This window comes from Streptococcus sp. HJ1, from assembly GCF_052399005.1.
Lineage (GTDB): Bacteria > Bacillota > Bacilli > Lactobacillales > Streptococcaceae > Streptococcus.
The window spans coordinates 1,613,936-1,633,379 of sequence record NZ_CP199005.1; the positions used below are offsets into that span (position 1 = coordinate 1,613,936).

The window sequence follows — 19,444 nt, forward strand, 5'->3', positions numbered from 1 at the left end:
TAGATAAAATTCTTTCCTTATAAAACAAAAAACGCTATCTAGCGTTTTTTGTTATTCTTAGTTACTCGTCTAATCGAATAAACATCATTGCGTTAAGCAAAGAGATGAGAGCGACTGTATTGACATTATTGGAATAGATCAGTCTCTTATTTTCAATAGGTGGAATAATAAAATTTGAAATAATGATGTCGTAAGGTGATTCTTTTAGAGCATCAATGGACAACTCTAATTCACTCCAGACCTCCAGTTCAAAATTGTTACTGCAATAGTAAGCAAGTGTCTCGGCTACTGATTTTGCATGATACTGATCAAAATTACTCACGACCAAAACCTTTAATTTAGGTTGGTTTTGTAAAAGATTTAACACTAAGTGTTTGCTATGGGTGATAAAAGTATAGGATAAATGATTGACCTTCATTGAATTACGATCCATATCCAAAGCCTCTAGATAGTGTTCAATCCCTTCCTTCACCTCTGAAACAAAGCGAGGGAAAATATTTTGAAAGTTCTTGATTGTATTGCCTTTTTGATCAAATAGGATAAACTCTGTCGATAATTCCTGGCGATGCAGATGCGCCGTATTGTGCAGATGCCAAATCAGATTGTCCTTATTGTCTACTTGAAGATTATACTCTCTTGATACCTGATCTACTAGCTTTCCCAATAACTGATACGATTTTTTTACATAGCTGTCTGTTTTTGCATGGTTGAGAAATACTTCTTCATCTATGAAAAACATTTTTTGAAAATAGGTTACAAATAATTGACCTATTACTTCTTTATTCAGAGAGATATGATATTCAGAGTCAAAGCTCGCTACAATCTCTTCGATGCCTTCTGCCTGCATAAACGATTCCAACAATTGATTGTTAAAAGAGTCTCTCTCAACTTCCATGAAATGACCAAACTTTATTCGGTATAAATTTGTAACCAGAAGTAATTTTAACATTCTGTGAGTTGACAAATTCATCGGGAAAGAAGTTGCTTTATAGACTAATTCCAATAATTGAGACAAGGGTTCTTGAGAAAAATCTTCAAAAGGCCATTCAAGGAAATAATATTTCTCTGAAAAATACTGGGCAAAAAAGTAACGGATATCAATCTCATTTCCAGTGATTCGAACTGGATTGAGGCTAATTTCAAAACGATATTGTTTCTTAATAATTTTATTAATGTGACGGATGATACGGTAAAGAGAGGAAGAACTGATATAAAACTCTTTGCAAATACTATCAGTATCACATCCTTCATTAAAGAAGATAAATTCTAAAATTGAAAAGTGGGTTGAATGCTTAAAAAAATGATGATAGACCATCTCAATATCACTATCGTCGGTATTAATGATACGGATACCATTTGTTGAGGAATGAAAAATCAAGTCAGGAAAAGAAGACCTGACATGGGACAAGTCATCTTTTACAGAACGTTCTGTACAGTGCAATAATTCTGCTAGTTCTGAAATATGAAACCAGCGTTTGTTTTCAAATAGTAATTCTAATAATTCTAATTGTCTGTGACTTTTTTTCGATAATAAATCTCTCATGGATAGCTTTTCTTTCTTTATAATAAACTGAAGGATTGTCTTTCAATCTTCATGCAATTATACCACATGGAGTGTATTTATCCTCTTACAACGACTTTTGCTTGTCATAAAAAGACTAGTCTAATCCCTTAGAAACTCAGTAGCATCAAGATTTTCTTATTTATCTGTATCTAGAGTACATGTTTACAGTACGGTTTTTAAGACGAACTATTTTCTTTCCAAATTGAAATACTATATAATTAGTGTAATCAAAGATGTTGATTCTTTGATTTAGAAATAGAAAAGGAGGATACACTATGTTGTGGTCCATTATTGTAGGAGGTCTTATTGGTCTCATCGCAGGTGCAATCACTAAAAAAGGTGGTTCAATGGGATTGATTGCAAATATCTTTGCAGGTCTTATCGGTTCATCTGTAGGGCAATCACTTCTAGGAAGCTGGGGACCTTCATTGGCTGGAATGGCTATTATTCCGTCAATCGTAGGTGCAGTGATTGTTGTTGCAGTCGTTTCATTTCTATTTGGTAAAAAATAAGCATTACCTAATAAGAAATTAAAAGTGATAAGCCATAATTTTGAATACTGCAGACGGGTAAAATTATGGTTTAAAGCTTTTCATTTGAAAGGATTTAATATGTCAAAATCAAAGAAAATATTGTTACTTATTTTCTGTATTTTAATCTTGGCTATTTTCCTTCCTATTCTCATAGATTATCATCAGGTCAGTGATTTAGATATCCACTTATTCAGTTGGAGAGAACTCTACGCTGAATTTCTGATTGCTAGATATGTCTTTTGGGGGACACTTGTCCTATCTGTTTTAGTGTTAATTTCAATGCTAGTAATACTCTTCTATCCTAAACAGTATTTAGAGATTCAATTAGAGACTCAAGAAGATACATTAAAACTAAAAAATTCAGCTATCGAAGGCTTTGTTCGATGTTTGGTCATTGATCATCAGTTGATCAAAGAACCAACAGTCCATGTAAATAGCCGCAAAAATAAATGTTTCGTTTATGTTGAGGGCAAAATTCTTCCTTCAGACAACATCTCAAAACGATGTCTTGTCATTCAGAATGAAATAACTCATGGATTAAAGCAGTTCTTTGGTATTGAACGTGAGGTAAAACTTGAAGTTAAAGTGAAAGAATTTGAACCTCCAAAAACGACCAAAAAGACTGTTAGTCGTGTAAAGTAAGGAAGTAAAAAATGGAATGGTTTAAAAAATACCAGTATCCAATTATTGCAGGTTTAGTAGGTGTCATTCTCGCTTGCTTTATCTTATCCTTTGGCTTTTTCAAAACACTATTTGTACTAATTTGTGGAGCCCTAGGAGCATTTGCTGGATATTATGTTAAGGAAAAATATTTAAATAAATAAAGGAGTCTCGTATGTCAAACGTAGATAAAAATGTAGAAAAAAAAGATGTCGCTGTTGTTTCTCAAGATGTTAAAGGGGAACTCACTTATGAAGATAAAGTAATCCAAAAAATCATTGGACTTTCACTTGAAAAAGTGTCTGGACTTTTGGATGTGGATGGAGGATTCTTCTCTAATCTAACAGAAAAAATTATCAATACAGATAATGTCACTCATGGTGTCAATGTTGAAGTTGGGAAAGAACAAGTTGCAGTTGACTTGAACATTGTTGTTGAATACCAAAAGAATGTTCCAGCTTTGTACAAAGAAATCAAAGATGTTGTCGTATCACAAGTTACAAAAATGACTGATCTAGAAGTCGTTGAAGTTAATGTGAATGTTGTTGATATCAAAACGAAGGAACAGCATGAAGCAGATTCAGTTAGCCTTCAAGACAGAGTAACTGACGTGGCTTCTTCAACAGGAGAATTTGCTTCAGAACAATTTGAAAAAGTGAAATCTGGTATCGGTTCAGGTGTTGCTGCTGTTCAAGAAAAAGTAGGCGAAGGTGTTGAAGCCGTTAAAGGCGAAACAAAGGAAAATGCTCGCGTACACTAATTCATCTAATCAAAATCAATCAATTTAAAGGAGGCAGAATCATGTCAACAGAAGAAAAATTAAATCAAGCAAAAGGTTCCATTAAAGAAGGTGTCGGCAAAATGATTGGCGATGAAAAAATGGAAAAAGAAGGAACAGCTGAAAAAGTTGTTTCTAAAGTAAAAGAAGTTGCCGAAGATGCTAAAGACGCTGTCGAAGGCGCTATTGAAGGTGTTAAAAACATGCTTCACAAAGATGAAAAATAAGGCTAAACGTTAATTTATCTTATAACAATAGTAGTCAAAGAGAGAACATTTACTGTTCTCTTTTTTGTATATAGGATCCTAAAAACGATTCCGATTCTTCGTTAAAAGGAATTGTCAATCGGCTTGAGAGATCGTCACACTTTCTTTATTTTGATTCCTAATATAAGAATAGTATCTGCGTTTTAGGGTTAATTGATTATCTAAAATATAGTAGGCATTAATTTTTTCCTCATTTACCATTGTTTCAAATAAAATCGCGACTTCATCCCTACTAGGATTCAACATTTTCAAATCGATGTCTCCTTTTATCCCTATGGAATCAATTCCTCCATCCAAGCGGATAGCACCGTCGGGAGGAACGACATAGCCTGCTTTTCGCATGTCAGACGCATATTTTTCTGACGCCATCAAACGTTGTAAGACGACTATAGTGTCCTTCTCTTCAAAGAAAGTCTTTAATTGGAAGCGTTCTCGGTGGCTTTGATACTGAAAATAATGATTGATACCAACAACTAAGGCAAGTACAGAAGCAAGCAAGATTCGTATTTTTCTAGGTCTCGACATTTTTATCTCCTCTATCTAAGAAATCATAGAAATCTTGTTTCTAACTTTGAAAGATAACTTCCTTATCCTTGAAAATCCTTGGGACTCTAATCCCCCGTGACTGTTATCTGCCCTTTTTCATGATGTATTTTCGTATAGGTACTTCAACCATTCGAACGATTTCAAATCCTTCTTTTTGGTAAAGCTTGTAAGCTGTTTGATTTGCCTCGTAGACATTTAGAGAAATAGTATCTATGTCTCCATTTTCAAAGGCCAAACTAACAAATTTCCTTAAAGCCTGACTACCTAAGCCTTGCCCCTGCTTCTGAGGGTTGATAAAAAATCTCCCGATATGAAGATTCCTGTCTTCTAGCCTGATTTTCTGGATAAGCCCCACAAACTCTTGTCCATCAAATATTGAAAAGATTCCTTCCAAATCTTGCAAGATTTGAATTGTTAAAGGAAAAGGAATCATTGTTCCCATCCATTGTTCTTGAAAGGATTTGCCAAGGGAGTTAGACCATCGGCATACGAGCTGAGCATTTTCTGTGCTCACATTTTCTTCAAAACGAATTGTCATCTTGACCTCACCATCTTATCAATGTTTCTTTATTATACTACTTCTTCTATTTTTTACGAATAGATAAGTATGATTGATCTTTATTTTTTTCTTGTCGGGAGCATTCTCGCTTCTTTCTTGGGTTTGGTCATTGACCGTTTTCCTGAGCAATCCATTATCCGACCAGCTAGTCACTGCGATTCCTGTCAGACTCGCTTGCGACCGCTAGATTTGATTCCGATTATCTCTCAAGTAATTGGTCGCTTTCGCTGTCGATACTGCAAGATTCGCTATCCATTCTGGTATGCCCTCTTTGAATTCGGCTTAGGACTCCTCTTTCTGACTTGGTCTTTGGGTTGGATTTCCTTGGGTCAAGTCATCCTAATCACTGCTGGCTTAACCTTGGGTATCTATGACTTTCGCCATCAGGAGTATCCCTTAATGGTTTGGCTAACTTTCCACCTAATCCTCATGGCTTTCTGTGGTTGGAATCTGGTTATGGTCTTCTTTCTTGTCCTCGGAATCATGGCTCATTTTATTGATATCCGCATGGGCGCAGGGGATTTTCTCTTTCTGGCTTCTTGTGCTCTCGTCTTTAGCGCGACCGAATTACTCATCTTGATTCAGTTTGCTTCTGCGACAGGGATTCTAGCCTTTCTCCTACAAAAGAAAAAGGAAAGACTTCCTTTTGTGCCTTTCCTCTTACTTGCTACTTGTGTGATTATTTTTGGTAAGCTACTGCTTGTTTGATAAAGTCCTCAATCGGCTCTCCTTGGTGGAGAGCTTTTACAATTTTCGAACCGACAATAACACCATCTGATACCGCATTAAAGCGTTCGACATCTGCTTGACTAGATACGCCAAAACCTGTCAAGACTGGGATGTCAGCTACTTGATGCAATTGTGCCAAGTGCTTGTCCAAGTCTGCGCGGTAATTTCCTGATTTCCCTGTCACCCCATTGATAGCAACGGCATAGACGAAGCCTTCTACTCCCTTGATCAACTCTTTCTGACGCTCAATCCCTGTTGTCAAACTTACTAGGGGAATCAAGGCGATATCTGTGTCTACCAAAAATGGCTCTACAAAGTTGGCATGCTCATGAGGCAGGTCTGGGATAATCAAGCCCTTAACTGCAGTATCTGCCAGATCTTTGACAAATTTGTCCACACCGTACTGAAAAAGGGGGTTGAAGTAGGTCATGATGACCAGTGGTACCTCAGTCTGAATGGTTTTCAAGGTTTCAACCAAAGCCTGGGTAGAAGTCCCATGAGCTAGACTACGTAAGCCTGCTTCTTCGATCACAGGTCCATCTGCAACAGGGTCTGAAAAGGGAATACCCACTTCAATAGCTGAAACACCCAAATCTTCTAAAAAGTGGATTGTTTCAGCGAGACCAACCAAACCTTTCTCATGGTCTCCAGCCATGATATAGGGAACAAAAATTCCTTTTCCAGCTGCTTTGATAGCGTTCAATTTTTCTGTTAGTGTCTTAGGCATGGGCTTCTCCCTTCTTTGCTGCATCTGCTTCCAAGCGGTCTTTGACTTGAACCACATCCTTGTCCCCACGTCCAGATAGGCAGACAATCATCGACTTGTCTGGTCCAAGTTCTTTGGCCAATTTCACTGCGAAGGCAATGGCATGGCTAGATTCCAAGGCTGGGATAATTCCTTCCACACGAGACAAGAGTTGGAATCCTTCCAAAGCTTCCTCGTCTGTCACAGGAACATAGCTGGCACGTTTGATATCGTGGTAGTGAGAATGTTCTGGACCGATACCAGGATAGTCCAATCCTGCTGAGATAGAGAAGGCTTCAAGAATTTGACCATGAGCATCTTGGAGCACATCCATGAGGGAACCATGGAGGACACCTGGACGACCCTTGGTTAAGGTCGCTGCGTGGTGCTCCGTGTCCACACCAAGTCCTGCTGCTTCAGCCCCATACATAGCTACTGACTCATCTTCTACAAATGGATGGAAGAGACCGATAGCATTAGAACCACCACCAACACAGGCTACTAGGGCATCTGGTAAGTCTTGTCCTGTCAAGTCACGGTACTGTTGTTTAGCTTCTCGACCGATGACACTTTGGAAGTCACGAACGATTTCTGGGAAAGGATGAGGTCCCAAGGCAGAACCAAGGATATAGTGGGTATCGTCGATATTTGCCACCCATGAACGGAGGGCTGCATTGACCGCATCCTTAAGCACGCGCGAACCATCTGTCACAGCCTCAACCTTAGCTCCTAAAAGCTCCATACGGAACACATTAAGTGCTTGGCGTTTAACATCTTCCTCACCCATGTAGATGGTACATTCCATGTTAAAGAGGGCCGCAGCTGTTGCAGTTGCCACACCGTGCTGACCAGCACCTGTTTCAGCGATAATTTTCTTTTTGCCCATGCGTTTAGCCAGAAGAACTTGTCCCAAGGCATTGTTAATCTTGTGAGCACCTGTATGGTTAAGGTCTTCCCGTTTGAGATAAATCTTGGCTCCGCCGATATGCTGGGTCAAGTTTTTTGCGTAGTAAAGGGGAGTTTCACGTCCTACGTACTGGCGCAAAAGTTGGTTCAATTCCTCTTGGAAGCTTGGGTCTGCCTGACTTTCACGATAAGCTTTTTCCAACTCCAAAACTGCTGTCATCAATGTTTCTGGGACGAAACGTCCGCCGAATTTTCCGTAAAATCCATCTTTATTTGGTTCTTGATATGCCATGCTTTACCCTCTCTATAAATCTTCTAATCTTTTCCTGATCTTTCTGTCCATCTGTCTCCACTCCACTCGATACATCTACTGCATAGGGAGTAAAGTGTTGAATTGCTTCTTCTACATTGTCTTCATTAAGCCCACCTGCGATGAAAAATGGCTGGGCTAGTCCAGACGTATCCAGTTGACCCCAGTCAAAGGTCTTACCACTCCCAGCCACAGGGGCATCAAAGAGGAGATAATCCGCCTGAGAATTAGGCACATGACCATTTCCATCCACCTGCACAGCCTGAATACTGGCACAAGATAAATCCTCAAACAAATCATCCGCTACCTGACCATGAACTTGAATCAAGTCCAAGCCAACTTTGTCAATCGCTTCTAGTAATTCTGCCCGACTTGGTGAAACAAATACACCAACCTTTTTAACGTTAACAGGAATGAGCTTTGCCAGCTCTGCAGCCTCTTCCAAGGTCACCTGTCTTTTACTAGGTGCAAAGACAAAACCGATATAGTCTGCCCCTGCTGATACGACTGTCTCTACCGCTTCTTTGTTCGACAATCCACAAATCTTAACCTTTGTCAATCTGCAACTCCTTGATTCTCTGGGCTACATCTTCTGCCTGCATGAGAGCTGTTCCCACCAAAATTCCGTTAAAGTATGGTGCAACGCGTTCCGCATCCTGCCCTGTGAAAATAGCAGATTCAGAAATGTAATAACGATCTTCCTTAAAGTGCTGGGCCAAGTCTACACTGGTCTGCAAGTCGACTTCAAAGGTGGTCAAGTTGCGGTTGTTAACCCCAATAATCTGGGCACCAAGTCTGTGGGCTACCTCTAGTTCAGCTAGATTGTGAGTCTCCACCAAGACTTCCAGACCAAGCTCTGTCGCGTAGTCATACAGTTCCTTGAGGCGTTCTTCTGACAAGGCAGCGACAATTAGCAAGATAACTGTCGCGCCGGCATTGCGAGCACGGATGATTTGCTTTTCATCGATGATAAAGTCCTTGTTGAGCGTTGGAATGTTTACCTGACTGGAGATCTCACGTAAATAATCCAAATGCCCTTTAAAGAAAACTTCATCTGTCAAAACCGAAATCATCACTGCGCCGTTCGCTTCATAAGTCTGGGCCTGTTGCACAATATCCACATCGAGATTGATATCTCCCAGACTAGGGCTAGCTTTCTTGACTTCAGCGATTACCTGCAAACGGTCCTGGTGATTCTTCAAAAATGCTGCCAAGCGATAGGTCTGGCGCAAGGGATGGACTTCCTCCAGCTCCATCTGCTCGACCTCACGCGCCTTCTGCTCCAAAATTCGTGCTAAAAATTCCTGACTCATTTTTGGTACTCCTGTAACAGTCTGAGCTTTTCAAGGGCCTTGCCACTAGCAATTACTTGACGAGCCAAGGCAACTCCTTCCTTGATACTAGCTACCTTACCATTGGCATAGAAACCAAGACCAGCATTTAAAACTGTCGTTTCCAAGAATGGACTTGGTTCGTTTTGAAGAACGCTGAGCAAAATTTCTGCATTTTCCTGAGCATTGCCACCACGGATATCTTCGATAGCGTAGCGTTCCATCCCCAAATCTTCTGGAGTAAAGCTTGACAAGGTGATTTTGCCATTCTCAAGAAGGGCAATGCTGGTAGCTCCATTCAAACCAGCTTCATCCAAGCCTTCTGGTCCAGCAACCACGATGGCACGTTTGCGACCCATATTTTTCAAAACCTGAGCGGTACTTTCTAGCAGTTCTGGACGACTAATACCAAGAAGCTGTGTTTCCAAGGCCATTGGGTGAATCAGTGGACCAGTCAAGTTCATAATCGTTGGAATTCCCAATTCCAAACGAGCTGGCATGATGTATTTCATAGCTGGGTGCATATTTTTAGCAAAGAGAAAGACGATTCCAGTTTTATCAAAGACCTTACCTAGTTCAGCTGGTTTAAGGTCAAGATTGATGCCCAATGCTTGAAGGACGTCTGCAGAACCCGATTTAGAAGAAATCGAACGGTTACCGTGTTTAGCCATATGAATGCCGCCACCAGCCAAGACAAAGGCTGCAGTTGTGGAAATGTTAAAGCTGAAAGACTTGTCACCACCTGTACCACAGTTGTCCATAGCATCATGGATTTCAGTTGGAATGTGTTGGGCATGGCCTCTCATGACTTGTGCAATGGCTGTGCGTTCTTCAGGTGTTTCCCCCTTCATCTTAAGGGCCAAGAGAAGAGAAGCAATCTGCGCTTCGGTTACACGCCCAGTTACGATACGCTCAATGACATCCGTCATTTCCACACCTGATAAATGTTCAAATTTTGCTAGTTTTTCAATAATCTCTTTCATCCTAGTTTCCTCACTTTACAACCTTCTCGATAAAATTCCGAATAGAAGACAAGCCATCTGGCGTTCCGATGCTTTCTGGATGGTACTGGAAGCCATAAATCGGCAGGCTTTTGTGTTGAATTCCCATAATAGCTTGGTCATCAGTCGAACGAGCTGTCACTTCAAAGTCTTCAGGCATTTCTTCAATCAAAATACTGTGATAACGCATGACTGGACGACCATCCTCAATGCCTTGATAGAGAACAGATGGCGCTTCAAAGTTGATATGGCTCTGTTTCCCATGCATGACTTTTGGAGCCAAACCTAGCTTGCCACCAAAGACTTCTGCGATGGCTTGATGACCCAAACAAATCCCTAGAATTGGCTTCTTGCCTGCAAAGTCACGAATCATGTCTTCCATCTTTCCGGCATCAATTGGCCAACCAGGACCCGGAGAAAAGACTAGACCATCTGCTTTTTCAGCTTCTTCATACAGCTTGGGATCATCATTTCTCAAGACCTGCACCTCTGCAAAATTTCCAATGTATTGCGCCAAGTTATAGGTAAAAGAATCATAGTTGTCAATCAATAAAATCATGGTCTTTGTTCTCCAATTCTAGTCATAGATTTAGCCTTGTTAATGGTTTCTTGGTATTCGTTTTGGGCAATAGAGTCATAGACAATCCCTGCCCCAGCCTGAACATAGGCTGTTTGATTTTTGAGAATCATGGTTCGGATGGCGATAGCGAAATCCATATCACCCGTCGCAGATAAGTAGCCGATTGCTCCTGCGTATACGCCTCGTTTTTCCGTCTCCAGTTCATAGATCCGTCTCATGGCCCGAATCTTTGGTGCTCCTGACACTGTTCCAGCTGGAAGTGTAGCTTTCAAGGCATCCATGGCAGTGAGGCCTGGAAGCAAACGTCCCTTGACCACGCTGGTCAAATGCATGACATAGCGGAAGAGCTCCACTTCCATATACTTGGTGACTTGAACACTGGCCGTTTCAGAGATGCGACCAATATCATTGCGTCCCAAATCTACTAACATCCGATGTTCTGCTGTTTCCTTCTCATCAGAAAGCAGGTCTGTCGCCAAGGCCTTATCCTCTTCATCCGTAGCTCCTCTTGGTCGCGTTCCCGCAATCGGATTAGTTGTCACAATGCCATTTTTGACAGAAACCAAACTTTCAGGACTAGCACCGATGATTTGATAATCCCCAAAATCATAGAAATAGAGGTAATTAGATGGATTGGTCACGCGGAGATTTCTGTAGAAGTCAAATGGATTTCCAGTAACTTCTGCTGAGAAACGCTGGCTGAGCACGCATTGGAACATATCACCATTACGAATCAAGTCGCGAGCTGTTTCCACCATTTCCTCAAACTTCTGAGGAGCGATATGCGGTTTGAAGTTCAGCGGAGATAGATCCAAATCTTCAAATTCATTTGGAGCAGGAATGCGTAATTCCTCAAGCACTTGGTTCAAGGCTTTTTCCAAATCTTCTTGACTGCGCTCGCTGTAAAGAGCATCTTCGATGACATGGATTTTTTCCTTCTTATGGTCAAAGACCATATAACTCTCATAGACAAAGAAATGCATATCTGGTGTCCCAATTGTATCTTCAGGGATTTGACCGATTTCCTCATAGAGCGAGATCATATCGTAACCAACAAAACCAATGGCTCCCCCACCAAAAGGTAGATCTGAATGGTGCTGGCTCTTATGAGTCACTTCATAAAGGTAATCTAAGGGATCCCTATCAATCACTTGACCATTTTGATAGAGGACTCCATTTTCAAACTTAATCTCAAAAACTGGATTATAAGCTAGGATAGAAAAACGAGCGGTTTCCTTGTCTCTCGGAATACTTTCTAAGATCACCTTGTGTTGCCCCTTTAGGCGCATATAAGCCAAGATTGGTGATAAGACATCTCCATGAATGATTCGTTCCATTGTAATTTCCCTTTCAGTTCTACTTCTAGTCCGTGGCGACTGTATGAAAAATCCCCACGCAAAATAACTTGCGTGAGGACGAAATTCGCGGTGCCACCTCAATTATAGGATTTCTCCTATCTCTCATTCCTGTCTCATACTCAATGAAAATCAAAGAGCAAACTAGGAAGCTAGCCGCAGGCTGTACTTGAGTACGGTAAGGCGACGCTGACGTGGTTTGAATTTGATTTTCGAAGAGTATCAGATATCTCCTGTAACAGGCTGTGCAATAAAGGGCACTCCCTTGAGAATTATGTTTTCTTCTCTCGTTTCAGATGGACCCAACCTTACAGCTTTCTCTGCTTGTTTCCAGCAACCACAAGCTCTCTGTGAGAGAAAGGACTGTAATTTTTCCATCTCTTATTTTTTAGTTTCTAGGTAGTCTGCAATCGCAGCTACGTCCTTGTCTCCACGACCAGAGACATTGATGATGATAATCTCATCTTTACTTAGTTTCGGTGCACGTTTGACTGCTTCTGCGATGGCGTGCGAACTTTCAATCGCTGGGATAATCCCTTCTGTCTTGCTGAGAAGGAGCAAGGCTTGAACAGCTTCTTCGTCTGTCGCTGCCACATATTCCACGCGGCCAGAATCTTTGAAGTAGGCGTGTTCTGGGCCAACCCCTGGATAGTCCAAACCAGCTGAGATAGAGTAAACTGGCGCTAGCTCTCCATCTTCCTTAAAGACTGCATAAGTCTTCATACCGTCGACAATTCCGACACTACCTTTTGTCATAGTGGCTGCGTGCTTGTCTGTGTCAAGTCCGTGACCGGCAGCTTCGACCCCAACCAATTTGACTTCTTCATCAGCCACATACTGTGAAAAAGCACCGATAGCATTAGAACCACCACCTACACAGGCAATGACGTAATCTGGCAAGCGTCCTTCTTTTTCCAAGATTTGACGACGTGATTCTTCACTAATCACTTTTTGGAACTCATGAACAATAGTTGGATAAGGGTGAGGCCCCACAGCAGATCCCAAAACGTAGAAGGCTTCAAGGTCATTCATCCATGCTCCAAAGGCTGCATCGACCGCATCCTTGAGGGTACGAGTGCCTGTTTCAACTGCGTGAACAGTTGCTCCCATCATCTCCATACGGAAAACATTGAGACGTTGACGCTCCACATCCTCTGCCCCCATATAGACATCACAGGCCATACCAAACTTGGCTGCAGCTGCTGCTGTCGCAACACCGTGCTGACCAGCTCCTGTTTCTGCAATCACTCGCTTTTTGCCCATACGTTTGGCAAGAAGAATTTGACCTAAAACGTTGTTGAGCTTGTGAGAACCAAGGTGGTTAAGGTCTTCGCGCTTGAGATAAATCTTAGCCCCACCTAAGTGATCTGTCAAACTTTCCGCAAAATAAAGCGGTGTTTCACGACCAGAATAATCCTTCAAGTAATGGCGAAATTCTGCCAAAAATTCTGGATCATCCTTGTACTTGTCAAAAGTCACTTCTAACTCATCCAACAAAGCCTGAATTGGCTCCGGTACAAAACTACCACCAAATTGTCCAAAATAACCTTTAGTTGTCATAAAATTTTTCCTCTTTCCATATTAATTCGGCTTTTTGTTTGCTTTTAGTAGTAGGCAAGGAGCTGCAGATAGAACTCAAGTTCATCAAAGCGACTTAACGCCCTAATAAAAGATAAACAAAATGACCGAAAGAAAAAGCCCACACACAGAATCCACTTCCGTGTGAGGGCGTTGGTAACGCGGTGCCACCTCAATTATAAAGGGACTATTCCCCTTTACATCTCTGCCTTGTCTAACAACAAGTTGCACTGTAAGGTGTGCGCACCGAATTTTCATTGTTTCAAATTCATTTTTAAAATCAGCCCACTTTCACTACTTCCAACCACCTGTTCACAATCACCACAGGCTCCCTGAAGATCAAAAATAGTTACTTTTCTGATTTGTTGAGAATATTATATGCTATTGTCCGCTTTTTGTCAAGATTTTTTATTATTTTTTTCCAGAACCGAGGATTTCTTCAGAAATTCTCACTAAAGTCTGAACGATGTAATCAACTTCTTCATCGCTTAATTTTGTATGAAGAGGAAGCGTAATTTCATTTTCAAAGAAGGCATAGGCTCTTGGATAATCTGCCATATCAAAACCAAGATTCTTATAGGCTGTCAAGAGTGGAAGCGGTTTGTAGTGAACGTTACTTGCAATTCCAGCTTTGGCCAATTCTTGGATGATGAGGTTGCGTTCTTCTAAACTTGCTCCTTCTACATGGGTGATATAGAGGTGGCGTGAAGATTCGACACTATCAGTCTTGTGTGCCAGTGGGTGAATACGAGTACCCGCAAAACCACGATCATAACGGTCCACGATTTCCTTACGACGTTGTAGCAAACTTGGGTAACGATCCAATTGTACTAGACCAAGGGAAGCCATAATATCTGTCATGTTGCACTTGTAGGCAGGGGTTACGATATCGTATTCCCATGAGCCCAGTTGCATCTTGGCAAGAGCATCTTTGGTTTGACCATGAAGGGAAAGGATTTGGAATTCCTTGTACATTTCTTCGTCGTCAATCGCTGGATTGGCTTTCCAAGTCGCACTTCCTCCCTCAGCTGTTGTAAAGTTCTTAACAGCATGGAAAGAGAAGGAAGTGAAGTCAGCGATAGAACCAGCTGGTTGTCCTTTGTAAGTAGATCCCAAAGCATGGGCACTATCAGAGACAATCACAATACGGTTAAAGGCCTTTTGCCACTTGCTAGCAGCTGTAAAGAGGTCACGTTTTTTCTCAACAACTTGGAACAAACGGTCATAGTCGCAAACAATTCCTGCAAGCTCAACCGGAATAATCACCTTAGTTTTCTCAGTAATAGCTTGCTCAAGCAGGTCATAGTCCATCTCAAACGTATCTGCTTGGATATCGACCATGACAGGGGTTGCTCCTACGTGAGTGATGACACTACATGAAGCTGTATAAGTCATAGCTGGAACGATGACTTCATCACCAGGTCCCACTTCAAGCACACGCAAAATCAACTCAAGAGCGGCTGTCGCAGAGTTGAGACAGACAGTCTTAGGTGTCTGTGTGTATTGAGACAAGCGACGCTCCAGTTCTTTTGTCTTCGGACCTGTTGTGATCCAACCAGAACGCAGGGTATCCGCTACTTCAGCAATTTCTGCTTCCGTAATATCGGGTGGTGAAAATGGAATATTGTAATTTGGCATTGATTTGCTCCTTTTATCTGTACTCATTTTCTCATGACTACTTTATTTTAGTACCTCAAACACGGTTTGAAACATGATTTTGATGTCTCCAAGGAAACTAAACTCTCGGAGATAGGCGAGGTTATAGCGCATCTTTTCAGGTAGGACGTGTTCGACATAGGCCTGATCAACCGTTAGACCTTTCTCCGTCATTTGACTGATGATCGTATCCTCATCCTTGTAGTTGATGCTGGCTGGAGAGGTGATTCCTGCCGGCAAGAGCAAGGTCGCCATCATTTCAGGACTATACTGCTCTGTGTAACGTGGCACTTCAGGCCTTGTCCCAACAAAGGACATTTCGCCTTTAAGAACATTGACCAACTGAGGCAGTTCGTCCAAGCGCACACGGCGAATAAAATTTCCCACCTTGGTAATGCGACTATCGTTAGCAGAAGTCACCAGACTTCCTTTTTTATCCGCATCCGTTACCATGGTACGGAACTTCCAAATCTTGAACGGACGGTTATACTGGGTCACGCGCTCTTGCTTATAAATGACTGGTCCCTTGCTATCCAACTTGATCCAAATGCTCAAGATAAGAAAGACGGGAGAAGTCAAAAGTAGCAAAAACAGGGCCAGAACCCAATCCAGGCAACGCTTGAAAATCAGCGACCCCTTCCTTTTAGAGACAAGCTGGTAATAAGACTCAACCTCGCTTGATTGCATTTCCACGGGCAAGTCTTCCCATTTCAGCATGCTGTTTCTCCTTTGTTTTTATTATACTATTTGTCAACATTTTTCATTATACCACAAAATGGAAAAGGCGGTGCAAGAAATCTGTAATTTAAAGGAATTCTTCTTTAGGTAAGAGCCCCTGCCTGCAAGCTATACATCTTGTGATAGGTTCCTCCCAAGTCCAAGAGTTCCTCATGGGTTCCACTCTCGATGATGCGCCCCTTGTCCAAAACGTAGATACAGTTGGCGTCTTGGATGGTCGAAAGGCGATGAGCAATAGCAATGGTCGTCCGACCCTGTCTCATCTTAGCTAGGGAATCTTGAACCAAACTTTCTGTTTCCGAATCAATATTGGCTGTCGCTTCATCCAAAATCAGGATTTTAGGTTGACTAGCAACTGTTCTGGCAAAGGCAAGAAGCTGGCGTTGGCCAGTAGAAAAGCTCGAACCACGCTCAGATACAGGTGCATTATAACCCTGCGGAAGCTCCTGAATAAAGGAATCTGCATCGACAAAGGCAGCCGCAGCCTGGACCTGATCATCACTAATGTCTTGGTACATGGCGATATTGGACTTGATAGTCCCATGATAGAGGAAGGGATCCTGCAAGACCAGACCGATGTTCTTTCTCAGCTCTTCCTGACTGTAGTCCCTAATATCCACACCATCCAAGAGAACTCGGCCTGACTGAAATTCATAAAAACGCATGAGGACATTGATAATAGATGATTTCCCCGAACATGTATGACCTACAAAGGCAATGGTTTCCCCCTTGTTAACTGAAAAAGAAATGTCATCCAGAATCGGGTGTTTGCCATCATATGAGAAACACACATGTTCAAAACGAATATTGCCTTCTGTAATCTTTGCTTGGCTATCCTTTTGAAGGGGTTCATAGGTCCTCTCATCAATCAAGGCAAAAACACGGCCTGCAGAAACCATAGAAGTTTGAAGGGTTGAAAAGTTTTGCGTCACCTCAATCAAGGGGTCAAAGAGACGATTGATGTACTGGATAAAGGCATACATAGTTCCTGCTGTTATTCCCAGATAAAGCCCACGGTAGCCAAAATAGGCCATCAAAACTGCGTAGCCTAGGAGTTTCAACAAACTCATGGCAGGTCTCAAAAAGAGGGCATCCAAGGCTACAGAACGGTTGGCATAGACCAAATGTTCTTGGTTGATTTCATCAAATTCTGCCTGCAGGCGCTTCTCTTGATTAAAGGCCTGGATAATCCTGATTCCCTCGATATTCTCTGCCAGCTTACTATTGATATCTGACAAGAGACTTCTGGTTTTTTCGATGATTTTCACTGACTTTTTCCGATAGAGATTGACCAACAGGAAAATCAAGGGTAGAAAGAGCAGGACTAAAGCTGTCAAACGAAAATCCAGCACCAACATGGTATAAAGGGTTGTTAGAAAAATGAAAACTGCTGAGATAAAGCTGGATAAAATCCCCGAAAACATATCACTGATGGTTTCGGTATCATTTGTCAAACGAGAAACGATGGAGCCTGCTGGCGTCTTGTCAAAGTAAGACATACCCAGTTTCTCCATATTGGCAAAGGCATCGCGACGAATATCTCTAACAATACTGTAGGACACCCGCGCAAAGAGAAGATTCCCGACATACTGGACCAGAGTTTGTAGGATATAAAGACCATAGTAGACCAGCAAAACGGTCACGGCCAGTTGATTAATATTGCTGAGGTACTGATCGATAAAGTGGGAAGCCACAAGGGGAATGACACTTTTAATGACCGTCGTCGCTAGGAGAAAACTGAGTGCCAAAAAGGTCAGGAGGCCGTAGGGCTTGAGATAGGACATCAAGCGCTTCAATACAGCCCATTGTTCTTTCTTATTCTGCATCTTCTTCTCCTTTCATTTCCAACTGCTGAGACTGGTAGGTTTGGGCATACCAGCCATCTAGGACTAGCAGGTCTTCGTGCGTGCCCCGTTCTATGATTTGGCCATTTTGCAGAACCAAAATCAGATCTGCATGGACAACTGCACTGAGGCGATGGGCTGTGATAATGGTTGTCTTATCCCTCCGCGTCTCCTTGAGATTGTCGATGATGGCATACTCCGTCTTGGCATCCACGGCGGACAAGGAATCATCTAGAATCAAGATATCAGGGTCTAAAATCATAGCCCGACTCATAGCCAGACGTTGCTTTTGACCACCTGAAAGACTGACTCCTTTTTCACCGATAACTGTATCAAAGCCCTGAGGCATGTCTACAATATCTTGGTAAACTTGAGCTAGCTTAGTCGCTTCCTCAACTGCTGAAAGGGGCAAGTTCGGATTACCGAAGCGGATATTGTCTAAGATAGAGGTCGCAAAGAGAAACTGATCCTGAGGGACATAGCCCATGAGACTGCGAAGGTCTGTCAGACGATAGTCCCGAATATCATGACCGTTTAGATAAATAGCTCCCTTATCCACATCGTATTCTCGCAAGAGGAGGTTAATCAAGGACGTTTTCCCAGAGCCTGTCTGCCCGACTAAGCCTAGGGTTTGCCCTTTTTCCAGACTAAAGTGAACATCCGTCAGTGTCTCCTCATTTTCAAAGGCAAAGCTGTCAATGGCGTACTCCAAACGTCCATTTTCGATACTGTCCAGAGGACATTCAGGATCTTTTATAGGTGATTCCTGAGATAAAAGATCCTCAATCCGCTGATAAGAAACCTTTCCTCGCTGAGTAATATTAAAGAGGAAACCAATAGCCATAAGAGGCCAGACCAACATATCCAAATAACTGATAAAGGTGACCAGATTCCCAACCGTGATTTGCCCTTTCTGAACCATCAAAGAACCGACCAAGAGGGTTAAGACATAGGATGAACCAACAAACAAGAGAACCATAGGGTCAAAGAGACTATCGTATTTCATGGTTTGCAGGTTCTTCTGGAAGGTCAATTCATTGACTGCCTGAAAGGACTTCAACTCGTCCGCCTGGTAACCGAAAGACTTGGTCACTTTAATACCTGATACGGACTCCTGCACCTTGTTATTGAGTTCAGAAAAGGCGGCTTGCGATTCGCCAAAAGCCTTGTGGGTCTTTCTCCCTAGACGACTGGTCGCATAAGCCATGAAAGGTAAGGGTAGAATGGCAACTAGCGTCATTTGCCACGAAATGCTAAAGAGCATGGTCAGCAAGGTCACCAAAGCCGTGATAGAGGCATCCACGGCAGACATAACACCGCCCCCTGCCAGACGCGTTAGGGCATTGATATCGTTGGTTGCGTGTGCCATCAGGTCCCCAGTCCGATAGGTTTGATAAAAGGCTGGAGACATTTTTGTGAAATGCTCAAACAAGCGAGAGCGCATAATCTGTCCCAAACGGTAGGAAGTCCCAAGGATATACATACGCCAAACATAGCGCAGATAGTACATCCCAAAGGCCGCAAGAAGCAAGTAAAATAGGTCAAGAAGGAGGGCCTGCTGGGTTAATTGCCCTGATGTGATAGCATCAATGACTCGTCCCATAACCATAGGTGGAATGAGATTGAGAACGGAAACCAAAACCAGGGCCACAATCCCGACTAGATAACGGCGTTTTTCTAACTTGAAAAACCACCAAAGTTTTTGAATAATGGACATAACATCCCTTTCTGATTGCAAATAGAAACCTGAGGCCAAGACCCCAGG

General features: G+C 42.2%; 21 protein-coding genes and 1 other annotated feature. Of the genes, 6 read left to right on the plus strand and 15 right to left on the minus strand.

Translation table 11 applies throughout. The features are described 5' to 3' along the window. Positions 1-61 precede the first annotated feature (61 nt). Entirely contained in the window at positions 62-1,543 is a 1,482-nt protein-coding gene (locus ACT17O_RS08150; RefSeq protein ID WP_444817409.1) for a M protein trans-acting positive regulator PRD domain-containing protein, read from the minus strand. 296 nt (positions 1,544-1,839) lie between these two features. Between ACT17O_RS08150 and ACT17O_RS08155 the strand changes: the two genes are divergently transcribed. From ACT17O_RS08155 to ACT17O_RS08175, 5 genes are all read left to right on the plus strand, one after another. After that, entirely contained in the window at positions 1,840-2,076 is a 237-nt protein-coding gene (locus ACT17O_RS08155; RefSeq protein WP_000964741.1) for a GlsB/YeaQ/YmgE family stress response membrane protein, read from the plus strand. Positions 2,077-2,175: 99 nt separating this feature from the next. Next, on the plus strand, positions 2,176-2,739 hold the full coding sequence (gene amaP, locus ACT17O_RS08160) for an alkaline shock response membrane anchor protein AmaP (RefSeq protein WP_000045613.1): 564 nt from the start codon (positions 2,176-2,178) through the stop codon (positions 2,737-2,739). A gap of 11 nt (positions 2,740-2,750) precedes the next feature. Continuing rightward, positions 2,751-2,921, plus strand: a complete 171-nt coding sequence (locus ACT17O_RS08165) for a DUF2273 domain-containing protein (RefSeq protein WP_000454669.1) — start codon at positions 2,751-2,753, stop codon at positions 2,919-2,921. An 11-nt stretch (positions 2,922-2,932) separates the two neighbouring features. Next, positions 2,933-3,517 (plus strand): Asp23/Gls24 family envelope stress response protein, encoded by a 585-nt coding sequence (locus tag ACT17O_RS08170; protein ID WP_444817410.1) that lies wholly within the window; start codon positions 2,933-2,935, stop codon positions 3,515-3,517. A gap of 41 nt (positions 3,518-3,558) precedes the next feature. Next, on the plus strand, positions 3,559-3,762 hold the full coding sequence (locus ACT17O_RS08175) for a CsbD family protein (protein WP_000102421.1): 204 nt from the start codon (positions 3,559-3,561) through the stop codon (positions 3,760-3,762). A 114-nt stretch (positions 3,763-3,876) separates the two neighbouring features. Here the strand turns inward: ACT17O_RS08175 and ACT17O_RS08180 are convergent, their stop codons facing one another. Both ACT17O_RS08180 and ACT17O_RS08185 read right to left on the minus strand, forming a co-directional pair. Next, positions 3,877-4,326, minus strand: coding sequence for a thiol-disulfide isomerase (locus ACT17O_RS08180; RefSeq protein WP_260468428.1), 450 nt, complete (start codon positions 4,324-4,326; stop codon positions 3,877-3,879). Positions 4,327-4,429: 103 nt separating this feature from the next. Continuing rightward, positions 4,430-4,885, minus strand: coding sequence for a GNAT family N-acetyltransferase (locus tag ACT17O_RS08185; protein WP_042768738.1), 456 nt, complete (start codon positions 4,883-4,885; stop codon positions 4,430-4,432). Positions 4,886-4,954: 69 nt separating this feature from the next. Between ACT17O_RS08185 and ACT17O_RS08190 the strand changes: the two genes are divergently transcribed. Next, positions 4,955-5,614 (plus strand): prepilin peptidase, encoded by a 660-nt coding sequence (locus ACT17O_RS08190; RefSeq protein ID WP_444817411.1) that lies wholly within the window; start codon positions 4,955-4,957, stop codon positions 5,612-5,614. Here ACT17O_RS08190 and trpA read toward each other — a convergent pair. The 12 genes from trpA to ACT17O_RS08250 form a co-directional block, all read right to left on the minus strand. Beyond that, positions 5,586-6,362 carry a tryptophan synthase subunit alpha gene (gene trpA, locus ACT17O_RS08195; RefSeq protein ID WP_084944108.1) on the minus strand — a complete coding sequence of 259 codons (777 nt, stop codon included), beginning with the start codon at positions 6,360-6,362 and terminating at the stop codon, positions 5,586-5,588. The genes ACT17O_RS08190 and trpA overlap by 29 nt on opposite strands. Further along, the gene (gene trpB, locus ACT17O_RS08200; RefSeq protein WP_000331265.1) at positions 6,355-7,578 is read right to left on the minus strand and encodes a tryptophan synthase subunit beta; all 1,224 of its coding nucleotides are present in this window, start codon (positions 7,576-7,578) and stop codon (positions 6,355-6,357) included. Before trpB (ACT17O_RS08200) ends, trpA begins: the two co-directional genes overlap by 8 nt. Further along, entirely contained in the window at positions 7,556-8,155 is a 600-nt protein-coding gene (locus tag ACT17O_RS08205) for a phosphoribosylanthranilate isomerase (RefSeq protein ID WP_084944107.1), read from the minus strand. Before ACT17O_RS08205 ends, trpB (ACT17O_RS08200) begins: the two co-directional genes overlap by 23 nt. Continuing rightward, positions 8,142-8,909 (minus strand): indole-3-glycerol phosphate synthase TrpC, encoded by a 768-nt coding sequence (trpC, locus tag ACT17O_RS08210; RefSeq protein WP_000076527.1) that lies wholly within the window; start codon positions 8,907-8,909, stop codon positions 8,142-8,144. The genes ACT17O_RS08205 and trpC overlap by 14 nt, the downstream gene beginning before the upstream one ends. Beyond that, positions 8,906-9,910 (minus strand): anthranilate phosphoribosyltransferase, encoded by a 1,005-nt coding sequence (gene trpD, locus ACT17O_RS08215; RefSeq protein ID WP_000658672.1) that lies wholly within the window; start codon positions 9,908-9,910, stop codon positions 8,906-8,908. The genes trpC and trpD overlap by 4 nt, the downstream gene beginning before the upstream one ends. 10 nt (positions 9,911-9,920) lie before the next feature. Further along, positions 9,921-10,487, minus strand: a complete 567-nt coding sequence (locus tag ACT17O_RS08220; protein WP_301393323.1) for an aminodeoxychorismate/anthranilate synthase component II — start codon at positions 10,485-10,487, stop codon at positions 9,921-9,923. Then, the gene (gene trpE, locus ACT17O_RS08225; protein WP_444817412.1) at positions 10,484-11,845 is read right to left on the minus strand and encodes an anthranilate synthase component I; all 1,362 of its coding nucleotides are present in this window, start codon (positions 11,843-11,845) and stop codon (positions 10,484-10,486) included. The genes ACT17O_RS08220 and trpE overlap by 4 nt, the downstream gene beginning before the upstream one ends. Positions 11,846-12,244: 399 nt before the next feature. Beyond that, positions 12,245-13,423 carry a tryptophan synthase subunit beta gene (gene trpB, locus ACT17O_RS08230; RefSeq protein ID WP_061588681.1) on the minus strand — a complete coding sequence of 393 codons (1,179 nt, stop codon included), beginning with the start codon at positions 13,421-13,423 and terminating at the stop codon, positions 12,245-12,247. Positions 13,424-13,584: 161 nt separating this feature from the next. Then, positions 13,585-13,810: a binding site (T-box leader), on the minus strand. A 42-nt stretch (positions 13,811-13,852) separates the two neighbouring features. Further along, complete coding sequence (locus ACT17O_RS08235; RefSeq protein WP_049519687.1) at positions 13,853-15,079, minus strand: DegT/DnrJ/EryC1/StrS family aminotransferase; 1,227 nt, start codon at positions 15,077-15,079, stop codon at positions 13,853-13,855. Between the two features lie 42 nt (positions 15,080-15,121). Next, positions 15,122-15,814: a sugar transferase gene (locus ACT17O_RS08240; RefSeq protein WP_000922222.1), complete on the minus strand. Its 693-nt coding sequence runs from the start codon at positions 15,812-15,814 to the stop codon at positions 15,122-15,124. A gap of 104 nt (positions 15,815-15,918) precedes the next feature. Then, positions 15,919-17,661: an ABC transporter ATP-binding protein gene (locus tag ACT17O_RS08245; RefSeq protein ID WP_444817413.1), complete on the minus strand. Its 1,743-nt coding sequence runs from the start codon at positions 17,659-17,661 to the stop codon at positions 15,919-15,921. Further along, entirely contained in the window at positions 17,651-19,396 is a 1,746-nt protein-coding gene (locus tag ACT17O_RS08250) for an ABC transporter ATP-binding protein (RefSeq protein WP_000022585.1), read from the minus strand. The genes ACT17O_RS08245 and ACT17O_RS08250 overlap by 11 nt, the downstream gene beginning before the upstream one ends. Between the last annotated feature and the right edge of the window lie 48 nt (positions 19,397-19,444).